Source organism: Mesorhizobium sp. M1348, assembly GCF_040317925.1.
GTDB lineage: Bacteria > Pseudomonadota > Alphaproteobacteria > Rhizobiales > Rhizobiaceae > Mesorhizobium.
In genome coordinates this window covers 212181-231409 of record NZ_JAMYLH010000004.1, presented here as the reverse complement: position 1 = coordinate 231409, position 19229 = coordinate 212181, and the positions used below count along the sequence as shown (strand labels likewise).

At 63.0% G+C, this 19229-nt stretch carries 16 protein-coding genes; 12 read left to right on the top strand and 4 right to left on the bottom strand.

Annotated elements, in window-relative coordinates; genetic code table 11:
* The 12 genes from NKH13_RS10050 to NKH13_RS09995 all read left to right on the top strand — a co-directional run bounded on the left by NKH13_RS10050 (nt 1) and on the right by NKH13_RS09995 (nt 14148).
* On the top strand, nt 1–867 hold the full coding sequence (locus tag NKH13_RS10050) for an aromatic ring-hydroxylating dioxygenase subunit alpha (protein ID WP_352716762.1): 867 nt from the start codon (nt 1–3) through the stop codon (nt 865–867).
* Nucleotides 864–4013: a molybdopterin cofactor-binding domain-containing protein gene (locus tag NKH13_RS10045; RefSeq protein ID WP_352912418.1), complete on the top strand. Its 3150-nt coding sequence runs from the start codon at nt 864–866 to the stop codon at nt 4011–4013. Before NKH13_RS10050 ends, NKH13_RS10045 begins: the two co-directional genes overlap by 4 nt.
* Nucleotides 4010–4498, top strand: a complete 489-nt coding sequence (locus tag NKH13_RS10040) for a (2Fe-2S)-binding protein (RefSeq protein ID WP_352716572.1) — start codon at nt 4010–4012, stop codon at nt 4496–4498. The genes NKH13_RS10045 and NKH13_RS10040 overlap by 4 nt, the downstream gene beginning before the upstream one ends.
* Nucleotides 4495–6000, top strand: coding sequence for an aldehyde dehydrogenase family protein (locus NKH13_RS10035; RefSeq protein ID WP_352716573.1), 1506 nt, complete (start codon nt 4495–4497; stop codon nt 5998–6000). Before NKH13_RS10040 ends, NKH13_RS10035 begins: the two co-directional genes overlap by 4 nt.
* Before the next feature lie 207 nt (nt 6001–6207).
* Nucleotides 6208–7380, top strand: a complete 1173-nt coding sequence (gene dgoD / locus NKH13_RS10030; RefSeq protein ID WP_352716575.1) for a galactonate dehydratase — start codon at nt 6208–6210, stop codon at nt 7378–7380.
* Nucleotides 7381–7385: 5 nt separating this feature from the next.
* Nucleotides 7386–8162 (top strand): SDR family oxidoreductase, encoded by a 777-nt coding sequence (locus NKH13_RS10025; RefSeq protein WP_352716577.1) that lies wholly within the window; start codon nt 7386–7388, stop codon nt 8160–8162.
* A 30-nt stretch (nt 8163–8192) separates the two neighbouring features.
* Nucleotides 8193–9176 carry a substrate-binding domain-containing protein gene (locus NKH13_RS10020; RefSeq protein WP_352912415.1) on the top strand — a complete coding sequence of 328 codons (984 nt, stop codon included), beginning with the start codon at nt 8193–8195 and terminating at the stop codon, nt 9174–9176.
* A gap of 95 nt (nt 9177–9271) precedes the next feature.
* On the top strand, nt 9272–10792 hold the full coding sequence (locus NKH13_RS10015; RefSeq protein WP_352912413.1) for a sugar ABC transporter ATP-binding protein: 1521 nt from the start codon (nt 9272–9274) through the stop codon (nt 10790–10792).
* Complete coding sequence (locus NKH13_RS10010; RefSeq protein ID WP_352716582.1) at nt 10789–11790, top strand: ABC transporter permease; 1002 nt, start codon at nt 10789–10791, stop codon at nt 11788–11790. Before NKH13_RS10015 ends, NKH13_RS10010 begins: the two co-directional genes overlap by 4 nt.
* A 2-nt stretch (nt 11791–11792) precedes the next feature.
* Nucleotides 11793–12593: a FadR/GntR family transcriptional regulator gene (locus NKH13_RS10005; RefSeq protein ID WP_352716583.1), complete on the top strand. Its 801-nt coding sequence runs from the start codon at nt 11793–11795 to the stop codon at nt 12591–12593.
* Between the two features lie 5 nt (nt 12594–12598).
* Nucleotides 12599–13474, top strand: coding sequence for an aldose 1-epimerase (locus tag NKH13_RS10000; RefSeq protein WP_352716585.1), 876 nt, complete (start codon nt 12599–12601; stop codon nt 13472–13474).
* 209 nt (nt 13475–13683) lie between these two features.
* The gene (locus tag NKH13_RS09995) at nt 13684–14148 is read left to right on the top strand and encodes a cupin domain-containing protein (protein WP_352716586.1); all 465 of its coding nucleotides are present in this window, start codon (nt 13684–13686) and stop codon (nt 14146–14148) included.
* Nucleotides 14149–14209: 61 nt separating this feature from the next.
* On the opposite strand, the gene NKH13_RS09990 is transcribed toward NKH13_RS09995, so the two are convergent.
* From NKH13_RS09990 to NKH13_RS09975, 4 genes are read right to left on the bottom strand one after another with little or no spacing between them, the layout of a single operon-like run.
* Complete coding sequence (locus NKH13_RS09990) at nt 14210–14713, bottom strand: sarcosine oxidase subunit gamma (protein WP_352716587.1); 504 nt, start codon at nt 14711–14713, stop codon at nt 14210–14212.
* A complete protein-coding gene (locus NKH13_RS09985; protein WP_352912410.1) occupies nt 14706–17660 on the bottom strand; it encodes a sarcosine oxidase subunit alpha family protein in 2955 nt (984 codons plus the stop codon). The genes NKH13_RS09990 and NKH13_RS09985 overlap by 8 nt, the downstream gene beginning before the upstream one ends.
* Nucleotides 17657–17953, bottom strand: a complete 297-nt coding sequence (locus NKH13_RS09980; RefSeq protein ID WP_352716590.1) for a sarcosine oxidase subunit delta — start codon at nt 17951–17953, stop codon at nt 17657–17659. The genes NKH13_RS09985 and NKH13_RS09980 overlap by 4 nt, the downstream gene beginning before the upstream one ends.
* Nucleotides 17954–17966: 13 nt before the next feature.
* Entirely contained in the window at nt 17967–19223 is a 1257-nt protein-coding gene (locus NKH13_RS09975) for a sarcosine oxidase subunit beta family protein (RefSeq protein ID WP_352716592.1), read from the bottom strand.
* Nucleotides 19224–19229 lie beyond the last annotated feature (6 nt).

Below are 19229 nucleotides of genomic sequence, written 5' to 3'. Positions count from 1 at the left end.
ATGAAGACGACGGACAGGGCGGCACTGGACGATTGGTACGCGGTGGAGACGGTCGCCGATCTAGATGGCGCGCCGAGCCGCACGCGGCTGCTCGGCCAGGACATCGAACTGGTCCGTGACATCACGGGTGCAATCACGGTTCGGGAGATCCTGGACGACGGCAACCGCGGCCCCGCGCTGCCCGTCCGGCAGCGCTACGGCTGCGTCTGGACGACGCTGGGCCAGCCCGGAAAGGAAATCTTCGAGATCGCCGAGGCATCGGAACCCGACCGCCGCTACGTGCCCTGCGGCTGGGTGACGATGCGGGCTTCGGGTTTGCGTGTCGTAGAGAATTTCCTCGACATGGCGCATTTCCCCTTCGTGCATACCGACATTCTCGGTTCGGAGCCGCACACGGAAGTGCCTGCCTATCTGAGCGAGATACGTCGCGAGGTGGACGAGGTCTGGGCGACCAACTGCACGTTCTTCCAGCCGCGCATTGCCGCAACGGAAAGCTCCGGCGCGTTTGTGCATCTGACCTATCGTGTGCCGAGCCCATTCGTTGTGATGCTATACCGTGTATGCCCCGGAGCGCCCGGTCGGCTCGATGCGATCGCGCTGTTCATCCAGCCCATCGAGGAAGATCTCTGCCGCGCCCAGCCGGTCATGTACCTTGTCGATTCCGCTTCGACGCAGACGGCGTTGCTCAACTTCGAACAGGTCATCTTCCTGCAAGACCGGATCATCGTGGAGAACCAGCGGCCGCTGCGCCTTCCGCTCGAGCCGCGGATGGAAATCCCGACACGCGCCGACGGTTCCTCCATCGCCTACCGCCGCTGGCTGAAGGAAAAAGGCATTCGTTTCGGCACGACCGCGGTAGCCACATGACCGGACCGGATCTCCAGGTACTTCGCCCGGCCTCCGTTGCCGAGGCGCTGTCGTTGGCAGGCGAGGGCGCATCGCAACTGGTCGCCGGAGGCACGGCGCTGCAGCTCGGCTGGGCGAAAGGCCTGCCAAAGCCGGGGTGCCTCATCGACATCGGCCGTATCGCCGGCCTGAAGGGCATCCAACCGGCCGCCGATGGGTTTCGCATCGGCGCACTGACGACCCTGGGTGCCTTGGAGCGTGACCGGGCAATAGGCGAGAATTTGCCTCTGCTCGCAGCCGCCGTCCGCGCCACGGCGGGACCTGCCGTCCGCAATCTCGGAACGCTGGGCGGCAACGTCGCCGGGCGCATGGGTTGCCTTCTGCCGGCCCTGCTCGCGACCGACGCGAAGCTGGAGATCGTCTCACCGGCCGGGCACGCCGTCGTGTCGCTCGCGCAATGGCTGGCCGCCGCGCCGTCCGCGGGCCTCATCAAGGCGGTGATTGTTCGACCGCAACCAACTGCCGCTCGCTGGACCCATCGCAAAGTCGGCCTGCGCGCCGCATTCACCCCAAGCGTGGCCGGTGTCGCCGGGCTGGTCGAGACAGCGCATGATCGCATCATCGTCGCGCGGCTCGCGGCCAGCGGCGGCGGGCAAGCGGCCCGTCTCGACCGCGCTGAAGCGCTGCTTGTCGGCCGGCACCTGCGGGAGATCGATTGGGCCGAGCTGCACGCCGCAATTCTGGAAGAGACGCCGGCGATCGATGATGCATGGCGGTCCGACCGCTATCGGCGCAGTGTCGTGGCGAATGCGCTGGTCTTCGGGCTCGGCGGAAAGTTGTCCCAAGGAGCACATTCGCCGCGCCGGCGGACCGTACCGTCCGGAAACCCACCTGCCGAAATTCTCGTGTCCCGATCGGAGATCGGTGCAAGCTGGCACCAGCGGCCGGACGGTGCGCCGAAAATCGCAGGCAGGCTCGAATACCTGACCGACCATCGCGAGCCCGGCATGCTGGTCGGGCGCATTCGGCGTGCCGGCGTCCCCCATGCAAAGATCGTTTCCATCGATACGAGCGCGGCCGAGGCGCTGCCCGGCGTCGCGGCGGTTGTAACGCACCGCGACATCGCCGGCAGCAATGCCTTCGGCATTGTCGTGCAGGATCAGCCTGCACTGTGCTTCGACAAGGTGCGCTATATCGGCGACGCTGTTGCTGCCGTCGCCGCTGTTGACACGAAGACGGCCGAACGCGCGCTTGCTCTCATCAGGGTCGAATACGAGCCGCTGCCAATTGTGAGCGATCCCCAACAGGCACTCGCCGCTGGAGCGGAGCCGGTCCATGTCTCAGGCAATCTGCAGTGCAGCTTCGAGTTCACGCGTGGCGATGCCGCCACGGCTTTTGCCAAGGCGGCTCATATCGTCGAGGCTGTCTACGAAACGCCGAGCCAGATGCAGGGCTTTATGGAGACGGAGGGCGGCTACGCTTTCGTCGGTACGGATGGTACCCTGAACGTCTTTGCCGGTGGGCAGCATGGCCGCCGCGACAGCATGCAGCTCTCGCGCATCCTCGGCATGCCGCAAGAGCAGATACGGGTGGTCACCAGCCCGACTGGCGGCGCTTTCGGCGGCAAGGACGAGCTGACCGTGCAGCCGGCCCTGGCCCTGCTGGCGCTGAAGACCGGACGCGCCGTGCGGCTGCATCTCGACCGGGCGGAATCTGTCATCGCGGGTACCAAGCGCAATGCGATGTGTATCCATATGCGCACCGCCTGCGACGCCGAGGGTCGTCTGCTCGCCCAGCAGGTGGATGTGATCGCGGATGCCGGCGCCTATGCGTCGCTCGGCCCGGGCGTGCTTGAGACGGCGCTCGAACACGCCTGCGGGCCATATGTCGTTCCCAACGTCCTCAGCTCGGGCAGGCTCGCCTACACCAATAACGGCGTCTGCGGCGCGTTTCGTGGCTTCGGTGCCAACCAGATGGCCTTCGCGGTAGAGTGCCAGCTGGACCGTCTGGCCGAAGCCGCCGGCATCGACATTATCGAGATACGGCGCCGCAATTTGCGCGAGCCTAGCACGCGAGGCCATCTCGGCCAGCAGGTCGCGCCGTCCGAACGTCTGGCCGAGATGCTGCAAGCCGCCGCTGCTGACCCGATCTGGGCCAAGCCGCGCGGCCCGTCGTTCGACGGCTATGAGACGATCGGCGTCGGCATGGCGATGAACTATCAAGGCAACGGACTCGGCACGCTGCCGCCGGACCCGGCCGGAGGCGCGTTGCGCCTGGCTCCGGATGGCGTGATCGAAGCACTCTACGGCCTGGACGAGATGGGACAGGGCCTGCTCACCTCGGTAAAAGCCGCGGTCGCCGGAGCGCTCGGCTGCGGCCGTGACGATGTCCGGCCGGTCACCGGCGATACGGCGGCGACGCCCGAATCCGGTTCCTCTACCGCCTCGCGCGGCACTCACGTAGTCTGGCGCGTCGCGGCAGTCGCCGCACCATCTTTTACGCGCGACCTGCTGGCCGCAGCGGGCCAGGTGCTTTGCCGCGAAGCCGGGAAGCTGGCGCTGGCGCCCGGCGGCATCGTCGAGCGACATTCCAACAGTGGCTCACTGCTCATGAGTTTCGCCGAGCTTGCCGAGGCGTTGCCTCCGGACCGGCTGCCAGTTGCTGCCGTCAGCTTCGAGTTTCCGAAATCGGACTATCTGGAAGGCAATGCACGCCTGATCTTCGCCTTCGGCGCGACACTGGCGCGCGTTGCCGTGAGCCGCATCACCGGGCAGGTACGCGTGCTCGAGCTCCATCAGCACACCGCGGCCGGACCGATGCTCGATGCTGCCGCCTATCTTGGCCAGATCGAAGGCGGCGGCGTCCAGGGGCTGGGCTTCACCCTCACTGAGGACGCGGCGATGCGGGATGGCCGGTATCTTGCCGGCAACCTCGATTTCTACATGCTGCCAGGCATTGCCGACACGCCGGAAAGCCTCGCGACCTTCGCGTTGGAGGATCTGGACGAGGACGACCCGTTCGGTCCGCGCGGAGTTGGTGAGCTTGGCATTGGCGCCGTGACGCCAGCCATCGTCAACGCGATTGCGGACGCCACAGGGGCTTGGCCCGAGCGCATCCCGGTCGATCCTGAATGGGTACTCGACGCCCTGCAGAGGAGTGCAGCGTGAGCGCCGAGATCGAGATTACCTTTAACCTCAACGGCTGCCGCCGGGCGCTGGCCGTGCCTGCCGAGTTACGCCTGATCGACCTGCTGCGCGACCATTTCGGCATGACTGCCGCCAAGGTGGCTTGCGGCATCGGCCGCTGCGGCGCTTGCTTCGTGCTGATGGACGGTCGCGCGATCAATAGTTGTCTGCTCATGTCGTGGCAGCTCGACGGGGCCACCATCATCACCCCGGAAGGTTTCGACGACGTTCCCGAAGCCATTGTCCTGCGCGAGGCTCTGGCGGCCGAAAACGCCTTCCAGTGCGGCTACTGCGCACCCGGCATCACTGTTGCGCTGACCGCCCTGCTGCTGGAGAATCCGGCTCCCGACGAGTCTCAGATCCGCGCTGCGCTCGAAGGCAATATCTGCCGCTGTACCGGCTATCATTCCATCATCCGCGGTGCTCTCGCCGCGGTCGAGGCGCTCGCTTGCGGGATACGGACATGACGGTCATCATTCGAAACTGTAAAGCCAGGCATGCAGGCGTCAAGGCGTTCCTGGCCAAACCCAGAATGCGGCACCTGATCGGCGGCGGCTGGCGCGACGCCAGCGATGGCGCAACCTTGCCCGCGACCGATCCTGCGAATGGCGACACGCTCGCGCTGCTGGCGCGAGGCACAGCCGATGACGCCGGGCGCGCCGTTGCTGCGGCGCGTGCTGCTTTCGAAGGCGAGAGCTGGCGCGACATGACACCGTCGGCACGCGGCAACCTGCTATGGCGCATCGCTGACCTGATTGAGCGCCATGCCGATGAGCTTGCAGAACTCGAGACGCTTGACCAGGGAAAGTCGCTGAAGACCTCGCGCTTCGCCGAGATTCCCGCCTCGGCCGAGCAGTTCCGCTATTTTGCCGGTTTTGCCACGAAAATCCTCGGCACGACCATCCCCACCTCCATCAGCTACCAACCGGCGGGCAGCAAGATTTTCGCCTATACGGTGCGCGAGCCGATCGGTGTCGTGGCAGCCATAACGCCATGGAATTCGCCGCTGCTCATGGCCTCGATGAAGCTCGCCCCGGCGCTTGCCGCCGGCTGTACGATCGTGCTCAAGCCGGCTGAGGAAACGTCGCTCACCGCGCTCAGGCTCGGCGAACTGATGATCGAAGCCGGCTTGCCGGACGGCGTCGTCAATATCGTGACCGGTCTCGGTGAAACTGTGGGCGCAGCATTGGCTGCAGATTCCGATGTCGATAAGGTCGCCTTCACCGGCTCGACGGAAGTCGGAAAGATGATCGTCTCCGCAGCGTGCGGCAATCTGAAGAAGCTGACGCTCGAGCTGGGCGGCAAGTCGCCGGCCATCATCATGCCCGATGCGGACATGGGGCTCGCAATCCCCGGAGTGGCCCGGGGGATCTTCGCCAATGCCGGCCAGGTGTGCGTCGCCGGCTCGCGTGTCTATGCGCATCGCTCGATCTACGACCGTCTGGTGGAGGGTCTGGCGGAAGAGGCGCGAAAGCTGCGTCTCGGACACGGGCTTGACCCGGATACCGACCTTGGTCCGCTGGTTAACGGAACCCAGGCTGCGCGCGTCGCCTTCTATGTCGGCGATGGTGCTTCCAGCGGCGCCGAGATCATCGCCGGCGGCCGGCGCTTCGAGAACTTCTTCGAGCCGACCGTGGTTACCGGCGTACGCCCGGACATGCGCATGATGCGCGAGGAAATCTTCGGCCCGGTCGTTGCCGTGACACCGTTCGACGATGTCGCGGAGGCGGTAAGCCATGCGAACGACTCGCCCTACGGCCTCGCCGCAAGCGTCTGGACCCGCGACCTTTCCACTGCGCATCGCCTTGCCGCACGTGTCCGGTCGGGCACCGTCTGGATCAATTGCCATTCCTACTTCTCGCCGGAATTGCCGAAGGGCGGCCACAAGCAATCCGGTTGGGGCTATGAGAACGGCGCACCGGGCCTGGAGAACTATCTCGAGACGAAAACGGTCTGCGCGGTGATTTAGCCACGCCTTTCCCGCGATATTCGTGGATCGGCGGCTGACAGCCCTTCCATCGGCGGACAAGGATTGATCGAAAATTGCTCGGATCCTCCTGAGGACCAGTTCCTTGACGGCGCTGGTCCACATCGATGTTGCGCTTGACTTGTCCATATTATCGGTAATAAGTCATACATATTGCCTCGAAAAAAGACGGCAGGTCTGGGAGGACCAATGAAAATCACGGCCATCAAGGCGCGCGTCTGCAATGCGGAAATGCGCAACTGGGTCTTCGTTCGCGTCGAAACCGACGAGCCCGGCCTGTTTGGCTGGGGTGAGGCAACGCTGGAATGGAAGACCCGAGCCGTCGTTGGGGCGCTTCAGGATCTTGAAGCCCTGCTCATCGGGCAAGATCCGCGCAATGTGGAGCAGTGCTACCAGATACTTACGCGGCACGGCTTTTGGCGTCTCGGCGTTGAGGGAATGTCCGCTGTCAGCGGCATCGAGATCGCGCTCTGGGACATCCTGGGCAAGTCATTGAGCGTCCCCGTCTGGCGCCTTTTGGGCGGCCAGGTTCGCAACTATCTGCGTACCTACACGCATCTCGGCCTCGGGGACATGAAGGCGGTCTATGAGACCGGATCCGCGGATGCGATCGTGGAACGCGGACGCACCGTGACGCAAGCAGGCTACGATGCGGTCAAGGTCGTCTGCATTCCCTACACCCACTACGTATCGCCCGCCAAGGCAGTCGACTCCGTTGCCAATATGGTTGGCTCACTTCGCGAGGCGGTAGGCCCGGATATCGACATCATGGTCGATTTCCACGGACGCCCTGCATCTGTTAACGCGGCGATGGATTACCTCAAAGCAATCGAGCCGGCCCGCATCATGTTCGCGGAAGAGCCCGTTCCACCCGAAGATGTTGCCGGACTGGCGCATATTACGGCGCGATCGGCCGTGCCGATCGCGTCCGGCGAGCGGCTGATCGGGCGCCGCGAATTCACGCACTCGATCGCAGCCCGCGCCTTCAACATTGCCCAGCCTGATATTTGCCACACTGGCGGTCTGCTCGAGACAAAGAAGATCGCGGCCATGGCGGAAACCGCAGGCATCGGCCTTGCGCCGCACAACCCGCTCGGTCCGATCGCCGGTGTGGCTGCTCTTCATTTCGGCATATCGACGCCAAACGTTGTCATTCAGGAGGAGATGTCCGGTGCCGTCGCCTGGTACGACGACGTGGTCACCTGGCCAATTCAGCGTAGACCAGGCCGCTGGGATCTGCCCGAACTGCCGGGCCTTGGCGTCACCGTCAATGAGGACGTGATCGCGCGCCACCCCTTCAAGCAGGAAGTGCTGCATGCCCGCAACGCCGTCATGCCGGACGGCACCGTGGTGGACTGGTGAATGCAATGGCAGGACGGCTGCAAGGAAAGATCGCAATCATCACGGGCGCCGGCCAAGGCATCGGTGCCGCCATTGCACGCGCCTTTGCGATGCAGGAGGCAAAGACCGTCATTGCCGAACTGAATGCGGTAAGCGGAAAAGCGATCGCCGACGAATTGCGTGCCCAGGGCGCGGACGCCCTGTTCATCGAGACGGACGTCACCGGCGCATCCGCGGTCGCGGACATGGTCTCCCGGACGATCACGACCTATGGTGGCGTCGACATTCTGGTCAACAATGCCGGTGCCAACGTCTTCTACGAACCGCTGGCGATGCCGGACGAGGAATGGGACCGCTGTCTCAAGCTCGACCTCCAGGCCGCATGGTTCTGCGCCAAGGCGGTCTTGCCGACGATGCTGGCGAAGGGCTCGGGGTCTATCGTCAACATAGCGAGCTGTCACGCGTTCCAGATCATTCCCCATACATTCCCGTATCCGGTCGCCAAGCATGCACTTTTGGGCCTGACCCGTTCGCTGGCCATCGAATATGCCGCGCGCGGTATCCGGGTGAACGCGATCGCCCCCGGCTATATCGAGACGCCGATCGCGGAAGCCTACTGGAACACATTCCCGAACCCCGCCGAGGAAAAGCGGCGAGCCCACGACCTCCATCCGCCCAAGCGAATTGGCCGGCCGGACGAGGTTGCAATGACGGCGGTTTTCCTCGCTTCGGACGAAGCGCCGTTCATAAATGCCGAGACGATCACCATCGATGGTGGCCGCTCGGTTCTCTACCACGACTAGCAACCACCATTGAGCTCAGGGAGGATCTTCATGAAAACCACAACAAAGGCTTTGGCGACATTTGCGGTACTGGCTGCCGGATTGATGAGTGGCGCAGCAAGCGCGGACGATATCAAGATCGGCTACATCAACAAGATGGGAGACCATCCATGGTTCGTCGCCGAAGTCGGCGGCGCCAAGAAAGCGGCGGAGGCGGCGGGGGCCGCTTTGGTGTCGCAGGACGTCCAGTTCGACGCCAATTTGACGATCACCACCTTCGACACGATGGTCGGCGACGGTGTGAAGGGAATCGCCATCGTCGTCCCCGACAAGGCGCTGGGACCGGTCATCGCGGAGAAAGCAAAGGCCGCAAAAATTCCCTTGGTGGCGGTGGACGACGATATCTACTACCAGGATGGCACCCAGGTCCCCTATGTCGGCATGAATGCCTACAACATCGGTGCGCGGGTGGGCGAAGAGCTTGCCAAGCTCTACAAGGCTGATGGCTGGGCGGGCAAAGAGGTGCGCATCGCCTCGATCGAGGACCGCAAGGCTGATACCTGCATGCAGCGCAACAAGGGCGCGGAAGAGGCGTTCTTGAAGGCGGTGCCCGATTTCAAGCCGGGCAACATTGTTCGCGTCCCCTACGATAACACGATGGTCAACGCCATCGACGTGATGACCACCACACTGACGGCCAATCCTAGCGTCACGAACTGGATATTCTATTCATGCAACGATGATGGTGTGCTGGGTGGTGCGCGAGCATTGGAGAATGCCGGCTATTCCGCAGACCAGGGCATGGGCATTGGCATCGACGGGAGCCGCGCCTGCGACGCCTTCGGATCCGGAAAGCCTTCGGCATTCCGTGGTACGATGTGGCTCAATTCGGCAAATCACGGCGCACTGGCGGTGAAGATCTTGTTGGCCTCCATCAAGGATGGAACCAAGCTACCCGTGCAATCCTTCACCGATCCGGAATACATCACTGCCGACAATTTTGCATCGGACTACAAAGCCAAGCTCTGCCACTGAACCAGATATGCGTCATGCGCCGCAGGCGCATGACGCTTTTTGGGCCGGCAGTTCGTCGGCAGGCACACGGGATCGATCCTCGGGAGTGAGCTTTGATGCAATCGGATTTCTTCTCGCTCGATAGGATATCGAAGCGCTTCGGCGTCGTGCAGGCGCTCGACAATGTCTCGATTGCCTTTCGGCCAGGAGAGGTGCTTGCCCTGGTTGGCGAGAATGGCGCCGGCAAGTCGACAATGATGCGAATTCTCGAGGGCGTGTTCGCACCGGACACCGGCATCGTGCTGCATGGCTCCACGCCGATCGTTTTCAGCGAACCGCGCGACAGCCACAGAGCCGGAATACGCGTCATCCATCAGGAGCCGGAGATCGTTCCGAACCTGACCGTGGCCGAGAACATTTTCGTCGGCGAACTGCCGCGGCTGGCAGGCGTCCTGCTCGACTGGCACAGGCTCGAGGACCAGACCGATAAGGTGCTTGCGACCTTCGGCATGCAGCAGGATATGCGGCCGCGTCAACTCTGCAGCACACTCGGTCCGGCACAGCGCCAGATGATCGAAATCATGCGCGCCATACGTGCCGGCGGCCGGCTGATCGCATTCGATGAGCCGACCTCGTCGCTGACCGACGACGAAGCGCGCCGTCTGTTTTCAGTAATTCGCCGGCTGCGCGAAGAGGGCACTTCGATCGTCTACATCTCTCACAGGCTGAACGAGGTCATCGACCTTGCGGATCGCATTGTCGTTTTGCGGGACGGCCGGCTGGTCGATGATTCCCCCGCGGCCGGTGCCAGCGAGCAGACCATAGCCAAGCTCATGGTCGGCCGCGACATTGCCGATCTGTTTACACGCGAGACGTGGCAATCGGGAAAACCGTTGCTTGAGGTGACGGGCCTGACCACCGACCAGGTCACCGATGTGAGCCTCAAGGTCCGCCGTGGCGAGGTGCTCGGCATTGCCGGCCTTATGGGTGCGGGTCGATCCGAACTGGCAAAGGCGATTGTCGGCTATGATAGGCGCGTCGACGGAAGCATAACGATGAACGGCGTGTCCGTTGGCCCTAACAGTCCGCATGCAGCGATCGTGGCGGGCATCGGCTTTGCCCCGGAAGACCGCAAGCACGAAGCCCTGCTGTTGTTCCGAAGCATTCTTGACAATGCCTCGCTGTGCGTGCCCGACAAGACGTCGACCTTCGGTTTCTTCAACCGGCGCAAGGCTCTGGAGATCGTCTCACCGCTTGCAGCAAAGATGTCGATCAAAGCACCCAACCTCGACGAAGAGGTTTCCAAACTGTCGGGTGGCAATCAACAGAAGGTCGTTCTCGCGCGCTGGCTTGCGCGGCAGCCGATGCTTCTCATCCTCGACGAGCCAACCCGCGGCATCGACATCGGCGCCAAGGCGGAAATCTATCGCCTGATCGACGAACTCGCCGCCAGCGGCATCGGCATCATCCTGATTTCCTCAGAAATGCCGGAACTGATCGGGCTCGCGGACAGGGTGCTTGTCATGGCTGGAGGTCGGATCACGGCCGAACTTTCCCGCCCTGACATCGACGAGACCACGATCCTGAAACACGCCATGCCGCAATCTGTAGCATCGCTCGGAGGACAAATTCAGTGAACAGCCTTGAGCTCAGCACAGCAACAACACAAACCGGCAAAAGGCGCGCTTCCTTGCGCATCGCAGAGCGCATCGGCATTCACAACATAAGCCTTCTTGTTGCTCTCGCCATTCTCGTGCTCATTTTCGGCACCCTGAGAGGCGACGTGTTCTTCTCGGGCCGAAACCTGCTGAACATCGGTCTAGGCATTACCATCCTGGGCGTTCTGGCGATGAGCCAGACCGTGGTCATCGTCGCCGGAGGGCTCGATATTGCCGTCGGCGCAATTGTCGGTCTGACCACAGTATCGACGGCAATGGCCATCCAGGCCACCGGATCACCCGCCGCGGGCATTCTTGCCGGCCTGGTCCTGGGCGGTCTTGCCGGCCTCGTGAACGGCATCATCATCACCTATGGGCGGGTCAACGCTGTCATCGCAACTCTCGGTACGATGGCGATCTTCCGCGGCATCGCGTTCATCATATCCGATGGGCAATCGATCGCGATTTTCAGCGACACTTTCCGCTTCATCGGGATCGGACGAATCCTCGGCCTGCCTCTGCTGATCTGGATTCTTTTGCTGACCGCGATCGTCTTCCATCTCTTCCTTGCCCGCTCGATCGTTGGCCGCAACATCTATGCCCTGGGCGGCAATCCCGTTGTCGCACGCTTCTCCGGCATCAATATCAATCGCTACCGCGTCGGCATCTACATCATGAGTGGAGTGGCAGCCGGATTGGCCGGGATTCTGTTGGCTGCCCGTACCGGCTCGGGGCAGCCCGTATCCGGATCCCAAGGTCTGGAACTCGAGGCCATCACAGCGGCCGTGCTGGGTGGCTGCGCCTTGCAGGGCGGGAAGGGTACGATCATCGGCGCGCTGCTGGGCGTCGCCATCATTGGCGTCCTCAACAACGGAATGATACTGACGTCCGTGCCAACCTTCTATCAGTTGCTTGCCAAGGGCTCGCTGCTGATACTTGCTGTGGTAATTGCCGAGTACCACTTGAACAGGACATGACGATGGACGCGGCGATCGCTTCGACTGGCCAAGGCACGCAGGACATTCCTGCCGCAGAGGGCGCCACGTCATCGCTCAAGGATCGCATCGCACGCGATCTCGGACAGCGAATCCTCGCCGGCTCCTACGCGCAGCACTCCGTCCTGCCGACGGAAGCCGAACTTTGCGTCATCTACGGGGCGAGCCGCACCGCGCTTCGCGATGCTCTTCTGACGCTTTCGGCGAAAGGATTGATCGAGGCACGCAAGCGGGCCGGGACGCGTGTGCGCGTGTCGAGCGAATGGAACAGGCTGGATGCACAGGTTTTGGAATGGATGCGCGATATCGAGCCCGATCTCGATTTCGTTCGGGGATTGATCGAGGCGCGGCTGGTCATTGAACCCGCTGCCGCCCAACTTGCGGCCAAGATGGCGACGTCAGGCGATCTCGCAGTCATCGAAGCGGCGTATGAAGCCATGCGCATTGCTCCGCAGGACGATCTTGCTGCGTGTCTCGATGCCGACGTCAGGTTTCATACGGCCATCCTTCGTGCCAGCCGCAACCCGGTATTCGCCAATCTCGGCAATATGCTTGCGGCCGCCCTCAGCTTCTCCTTCCGATTGACCACATCGGCCACCGCTAATTACCAGCAGACACTGAGCGCGCATGGCGACGTGCTGGAGGCAATTAGGATGCGCAGGGCCGACGACGCTCACGATCAGATGAAGGCGCTCATCGGGATCGCGTCGAACGACCTTCTTGCAGTGGCTCGCAAAGGCCGCCATCAACAGCCGATCGCCGCTGCCAAGGTCGACACCGTCTGAAGCTGATGGTCGGGACCATCAAGATCAGAAGCGGAGACCTGTCCGCTGAAATCGTCCCGTCGCTTGGGGCAGGTCTTGCGAGACTGGACTATGGGCGCGTGCCGATCTTCCGGCCTTGGCCAAACGGCGGGAGCAGCAACCCGGTCGATCTTGCCTGCAACCTGCTTTTGCCGTGGTCAAATCGCATCTCAGGCGGCGGATTCACATTCGACTCCAAATTCCACGAACTGCCTGCCAATGTTGCAGGCGAGCCATTTCCCATTCACGGCAATGGATTTTCGCGCGAGTGGGACGTCGACAGCGTAGCGCAAGACAACGCAAAGCTGTCGCTCATCAGCAACGGACCCGGCCCATATCGATATCGCGCCGAGGTGCGCTACGCTCTGACCGGACAGGGGCTCGAGCTGAAACTTCGCATCGTCAATCGGGCCTCGATCAGATTGCCGTTCGGGCTTGGCATCCATCCATGGTTCCCGAGAACGGCACGAACCGCGCTTCATGCGCCGGCCTCGCAGGTTTGTCTCGAACTGCTCAACCATCTCCCCGAACGGTTTGTGGATATCAAAACCCGTCCCGATTGGGATTTCGGCGCCCCAGTCGTGTTGCCGAGTGGATGGATAAACAATCTGTTTGCCGGTTGGGACGGCGTCGCCACGATATCGTGGCCGGAGCACAGTTGCAGCCTGCGGATTGAAGCTTCATCGCCCTTGAATTTTTACCTGGTCTATTCGCCATCGAAGGAGAGCGACTTCTTCTGTTTTGAGCCGCTCAGTCATGCTGTCGATGCTCACAATCGTGGTTCGATCGACAAATGGAATGGACTGTCGGTGCTTGGGCCTGGCGAGAGCCTGGCAGCCCGTTGCAGCTTCGCCGTCAGTTAGGCGGACCTCAGCGGCGCCCTCGAATTGGCGGATGTCGGTGTCGACCAGCAAGTCCGGGAAGAACGAAGCCGGCTTTTCGTCCAAACGGAGCTTGGGAAGAGGGAACTCCAGCGACCGGGAACGCATGAGCCCGTTCGACGTTTGCCGGATGTCGCGGCGCGGTTCGTCCGCTTGACGGCCCTCCAAATGTGCCTGGCAGGATTGGATCAATGACGGATGTTGAACCAAAAGAATTCGTGCTCGCAGGCATCGTCATGAAGCGACTGGTCTCCGGCGAACAGACGGGAGGCTCGTTGAGTCTCTTCGAAAACAGAAGCGACGGGCACACGAAAACGCCAATCCATGTTCATGCGAATGACGACGAGACGGTCTACGTCATCGAAGGGAAGTTGACCGCACTCGTGGACGGTGTGATCCGAACGCTCTCGCCCGGCGAGAGCATGTTTTTGAAGCGTGGCATCCCGCACCAGCTTATGAATCCCGGCAATCAGCTCGTTCGCTATATCCTGATAGACACGCCAAGTGTGTTCGAGCAGTTTCTCGCCGAAGGTGGCCATGAACTCGGCAAGGGAGAAGTGGTCGGGCCGCCAACGCCTGCCGATATCGAGCGGCTCAAAGCAGCCGCGCCGAAGTATGGGATTACGCTTCTGCAAGAATGGCCAGCAAGAGAGTAGATGGCTTCATGATGGCGGCTTGGATCGCCCCTAAAGCCGGTCCTTGCCCGAGGAACCGGTATTAGCCGCCGGCAATCCAATCCGTGAGGCTGCGGGCAAAACTTCGCGGCACGATGAGTTCGCACGCGGTCTCGCCGGTGCGCAGGAAGAGCACGGAGACATGATGGAAGGATGTCAGCACGGCGCGGACCGGAGCGGCGGCCGGCGCGTGCCAGTCGACGGCAATGCAGCCGGACAGAAGCCTTGCGATACCAGGGCCGGCCATTTTCAAACGAACACGACCTTCCCCGAGGGGAACGGAACAGCCGAGATCGGGGTCTACGACAAGGGCTGGCGCTTGCGTGCCTTCGTCGAGAGCCAGCCAAAGGCGGCGAGGTGCAACGCGGATGGTTAAAAGGCCCTTGTGGCGAACCGTCTCTCCGACCGAAGCGGGAAGTTTCTTGCCGAGCGACGCCAAGACGCTCTTTTCGAATTGTCTCAGTGTCGCGTCCCAGCCCTCGATCTGGATAAGCGGACAATCGGCCACGGACAGGCTGAAATCCCGCGAAGAGGTCAAGCTAGCCATGCAGCCGTTCTCCCTGCGGATCGATGAATACCGGCGAGACAACGCGGGCGCGAACCGTTTCGGCCTTCATCGGATAGACCGCCACGACCTCGCTTCCTTCTGCCGCGACATCACCGGCAAGCAGGGCCAGCCCGACATAATGGCCGCGTTCGGGGCTGAAAGTGACGGAGGTGACGCGACCGCGCCCATGGCCATAGGGTTTCTCATCCGGCAGGAACAGGATGGCGCCGCCGCGCAGGCGTTTTCCGTCCTCGATGCATTCCAGTCCGACCAGACGCTGCCGGTTGGGCGCCTGGAGGGCAGGGCGCCATCGCAGGACGTCGCCGACGAAGCTGCTGCGCTTGCCGACCATGCGGCCGAGGCCGAGATCGTCGAGTGTCGTGCGCCCATCGATCTCTGGTCCGGCGACATGGCCCTTTTCGACGCGCAGCGCGCCAAGCGCCTCGACGCCGTAAGGCTTCAGGTCGAACAGTCTGCCGGCTTCGAGCAAGCGACTCCAGAGCTGTTCACCTGCAGTGGCGCCGACATAGACTTCGTAAGCACGCTCGCCGGAATAACTAAGACGCAGGATGCGGAGCCAACGGCCCTCCCACTCGCTTTCGAGTAGCCCCATATGCGGAAGCGCCGCGTCGGAGACGTCGAGACCAGGAAAAGCAGCGCTGAGGATTGCGCGGCTGTTAGGCCCGGCAACCGACATCGCCGCCCATTCATCGCTGACCGAGGTCACGGCCACGCGCAAATCCGGCCAGGCCGTGTCGAGCAGGAATTCGAGACGCGACAGCACATCGGCGGCCTTGGCGGTCGAGGTCGTCATGAAGAACCGGTTTTCCGCCAGCCGCGTCGTGGTGCCGTCGTCGAAGACAATGCCGTCGTCGCGCAGCATGACGCCGTAGCGGGCGCGGCCTACCGCCAGTTTGGCAAAGCCGTTGGCGTAGACGCGATCCAGGAATATCGCCGCATCCGGGCCCTGGACATCGATCTTGCCAAGGGTGGAAATGTCCATAAGGCCCGCCGCCTGACGTACGGTACGCATTTCGGCGACATAGGCCTCGCTCACGTCGCGCCCCGACTGCCGGTAGAAATAGGGCCGCATCCAGAGCCCGACCTCGAGCATCTCGGCGCCGTTCGCCATGTGCCAGTCGTGCATCGGCGTGCGGCGGATCGGCTTGAAATGATGGCCGATGGCGCGCCCGGCAAGCGCCCCGATGGCAACCGGCGTATAGGGCGGGCGGAAGGTCGTGGTGCCGGTCTCAGGAATCGTTGCGTTGCGCAGCGCTGCCATGGCGGCAAGTGCGGGAAAATTGCTGGTCTTGCCCTGATCGGTGCCCATGCCGAGCGTGGTGTAGCGCTTCAGGTGCTCGACCGATTCATAGCCTTCGCGATGGGCGAGTTCGATGTCCTTTGTCGTCACGTCCATCTGGAAATCGACGAAGGCTTTTCCACGATCGACGGAAGGGGCTTCGCGAAGCGAAATCGTGGCGGTCTGGTCCAGATCGAGTTTGGACGGAGCGGACACCGGCGCCGACTTGCCACAGGAGGCTGCCGCGTCGATGCCGGCGCGATGACCTTCCTCGATGGCTTCGGCAGTTGCATGGGCCCCCATCATCGCGCCGGCGCCGAACCGGCCGGCCGGAAACGCGCCCAGCACGAAGCCGCCGATGTCGTCGCGATAGACAGGTTTGACACCAAGGTGCGAGGTGAGATGCACGGTTGGCGACCAGCCGCCGGACACGCAGACCAGGTCGCAGGCGGCCGAGGACGGGCCGTCCGGCCCGTTGAGCGTTGTGTCCCTGACGGCATGGCCGCCACGCAGGTCGACGATCCGCGTCCCGGCCCGTATCATTACGCCGAGCCGTGCGGCTTCTGCGGCAAGTGCTGCTGGCGGGACTGCGCGAAGATCCGCAATCGTCACCTTCGCGCCGGCTACGGCATAGTCGAAGGCGGTGCGCCAGGCACCGTCATTGTTGGTGGCGACGACGATTTTTTTGCCCGGCAGGACGGCGAATCGATTGAGATAGGTCCGGGCGGCCGAGGCAAGCATGACACCGGGCCGGTCATTGTTCGAGAACACCATCGGCCGCTCGATGGCGCCGGTGGCGAAAACGATCGAACGGGCGCGCAGCATGGTGACCGTTTGCCGGGCCTCGCCATTCGGCAGCGGATCGGTTGGATCGCGCTGTTCGACCAGTCCAAGGACATTGCCGTCATAGCTGCCGAAAGCGGTCGTCCGCTTCATCAGCGCGACGGTTTCGAAGCCCTCCAACTCGGCCTCGGCCTGCCTCAGCCATGAGGCCGCTGCGCTGTCGGACGGTTCCGCCAGAAGCTGGCCGCCAAGCAGGAAATCCTGCTCGATCAGCGCGACCCGCGCGCCGGCCGCGGCGGCCGCCCGCGCTGCCGACAATCCCGCCGGGCCGCCGCCGACGATGGCGACATCGGCGAAGGCATGACGAACCTCGTAGCGGTCGGGATCAGCGTCGGTGCCGGCCCTACCCAGGCCGGCCGCCTTGCGGATGAAATGTTCGTAGAACATCCAGGCGCGGCGCGTCGGGCCCATGAAGGTCTTGTAGTAGAAGCCGGCGGACAGAAATGGTGCCAACAGCCCGTTGACGCTTTGCACGTCGAAGGCAAGCGATGGCCAGCGGTTCTGACTCTCCACGACCATGCCGTCGGCGAGTTCCAGTGTCGTCGCCGGCAGGTTCGGCTCGCGCCTGCCGGCGCTCCCGAGCGTAACCAGCGCATTCGGCTCTTCGGGCCCGGCGGAAAAAATGCCGCGCGGTCGATGATATTTGAAGCTGCGACCGACCAGGGTGACGCCATTGGCGAGCAGCGCGGAGGCAAGCGTGTCGCCGCGATATCCAGCCAGCTTGCGGCCGTCGAAAGTAAACTCGACCGGCCGCTCGCGGACGATGCGGCCACCCACCGACAGTCGTTTGCGGTTCGAACTCATGCCGGTGATTTCCTGAGAGTTGATTTCGTGGCCCGCAATTTTCTGGCGAAGTCGACGGCTGTGATGGCGTGGTTGCGTGTGTCGCGTTCGACCACCAGCCATTGCCGGCAACCGGTCACGTGTTGCCAGAATTCACGGTGCAGGCCGGCCGGGTTTGTCCTGACATAGACATAACGGTACCAGGCCTCCGGATCGGGATCGTCATGGGCCGGACGCGTGACCGAGGCATCGCCGCCATAGCGGAACTCGTCATGGTCGCGCGGGCCGCAGCAGGGGCATTCGATGAGCAGCATTTTGTTCCGCCTCCTATTGCAGCCAGGCGGAAGGACCGACGCCGGCTTCGTCGAGCGTGTGGCCGGTGCGGAAACGATCGAGCCCGTAGGCCGCGATCAAGGGATGCGGCTTGCCGGTGGCGATCGTGTGGGCGAAGCACCAGCCGGAAGCCGGCGTCGCCTTGAAGCCGCCGTAGCACCAGCCGCCGTTGAGATAGAGGCCGTCGATCGGCGTCGGGCAGATGATCGGGCTGGCATCGGGAGTCATGTCCATGACGCCGCCCCAGTGGCGCAGCAGGCGGACGCGCGAAATGCACGGCATCAGCGCAATCGCCGCCTCCGCCACTTCGCGCACGACGCCGAGATTGCCGCGCTGGGCGTAGGAATTGTAGCCGTCGAGATTGCCGCCGAAGACCAGCCCGCCCTTGTCGGACTGGCTGACGTAGAAATGGTCGGCGCCATAGGCGACGACTTGGTCTACCAACGGCTTCAGCGGTTCGGTGACAAAGGCTTGCAGGACATGGCTTTCGATCGGCAGTTCAAGGCCGGCCTTGGCACCGAGCACGGATGTATGACCGGCAACAGCGAGACCGATCTTGCCGGCGCCGATCCGGCCTTTCGTCGTTTCGACGCCGACGATGCTGTCGCCGTCGCGGACGAAGCCTGTCACTTCGCAGTTCTGGATGATGTCGACGCCATGGCCGTCGGCGGCGCGCGCATAGCCCCAGGCGACGGCGTCGTGGCGCGCCGTGCCCGCCCGGCCCTGGAAGATAGCGCCATGGATCGGAAAGCGGGCGGTGTCGGAAAAATCGAGATAGGGCACCAGCCTGCGCACTTCTTCCCGGTCGAGGATATCGGCATCGATGCCGTTCAGCCGCATGACATTGGCCCGGTGGCTGAAGCTGTCGAGCTGATCGGCGGAATGCGCTGTGACGAGCTGGCCGCGCTGCGAGAACATGACGTTGAAATTCAGCGCCCGCGACATGCCCTCCCAGAGCTTCATCGAGAATTCGTAGAACTGGGTGTTGCCGTCGAGCAGGTAGTTGGAGCGGATGACGGTGGTGTTGCGGCCGACATTGCCGCCGCCGACATAACCCTTTTCGAGCACCGCGACGTTACGGATGCCGTGGTTCTCGGCGAGGTAGAAGGCGGTGGCGAGGCCGTGTCCGCCGCCGCCAATAACGATCACGTCATAGGAAGATTTTGGCTCCGCTGCCCGCCAGGCGCGCTGCCAATTCTTCTGGCCGGACAGCGCGTTGCGTAAAATCGAAAATGCCGAGTAGCGCGCCATGTGTGC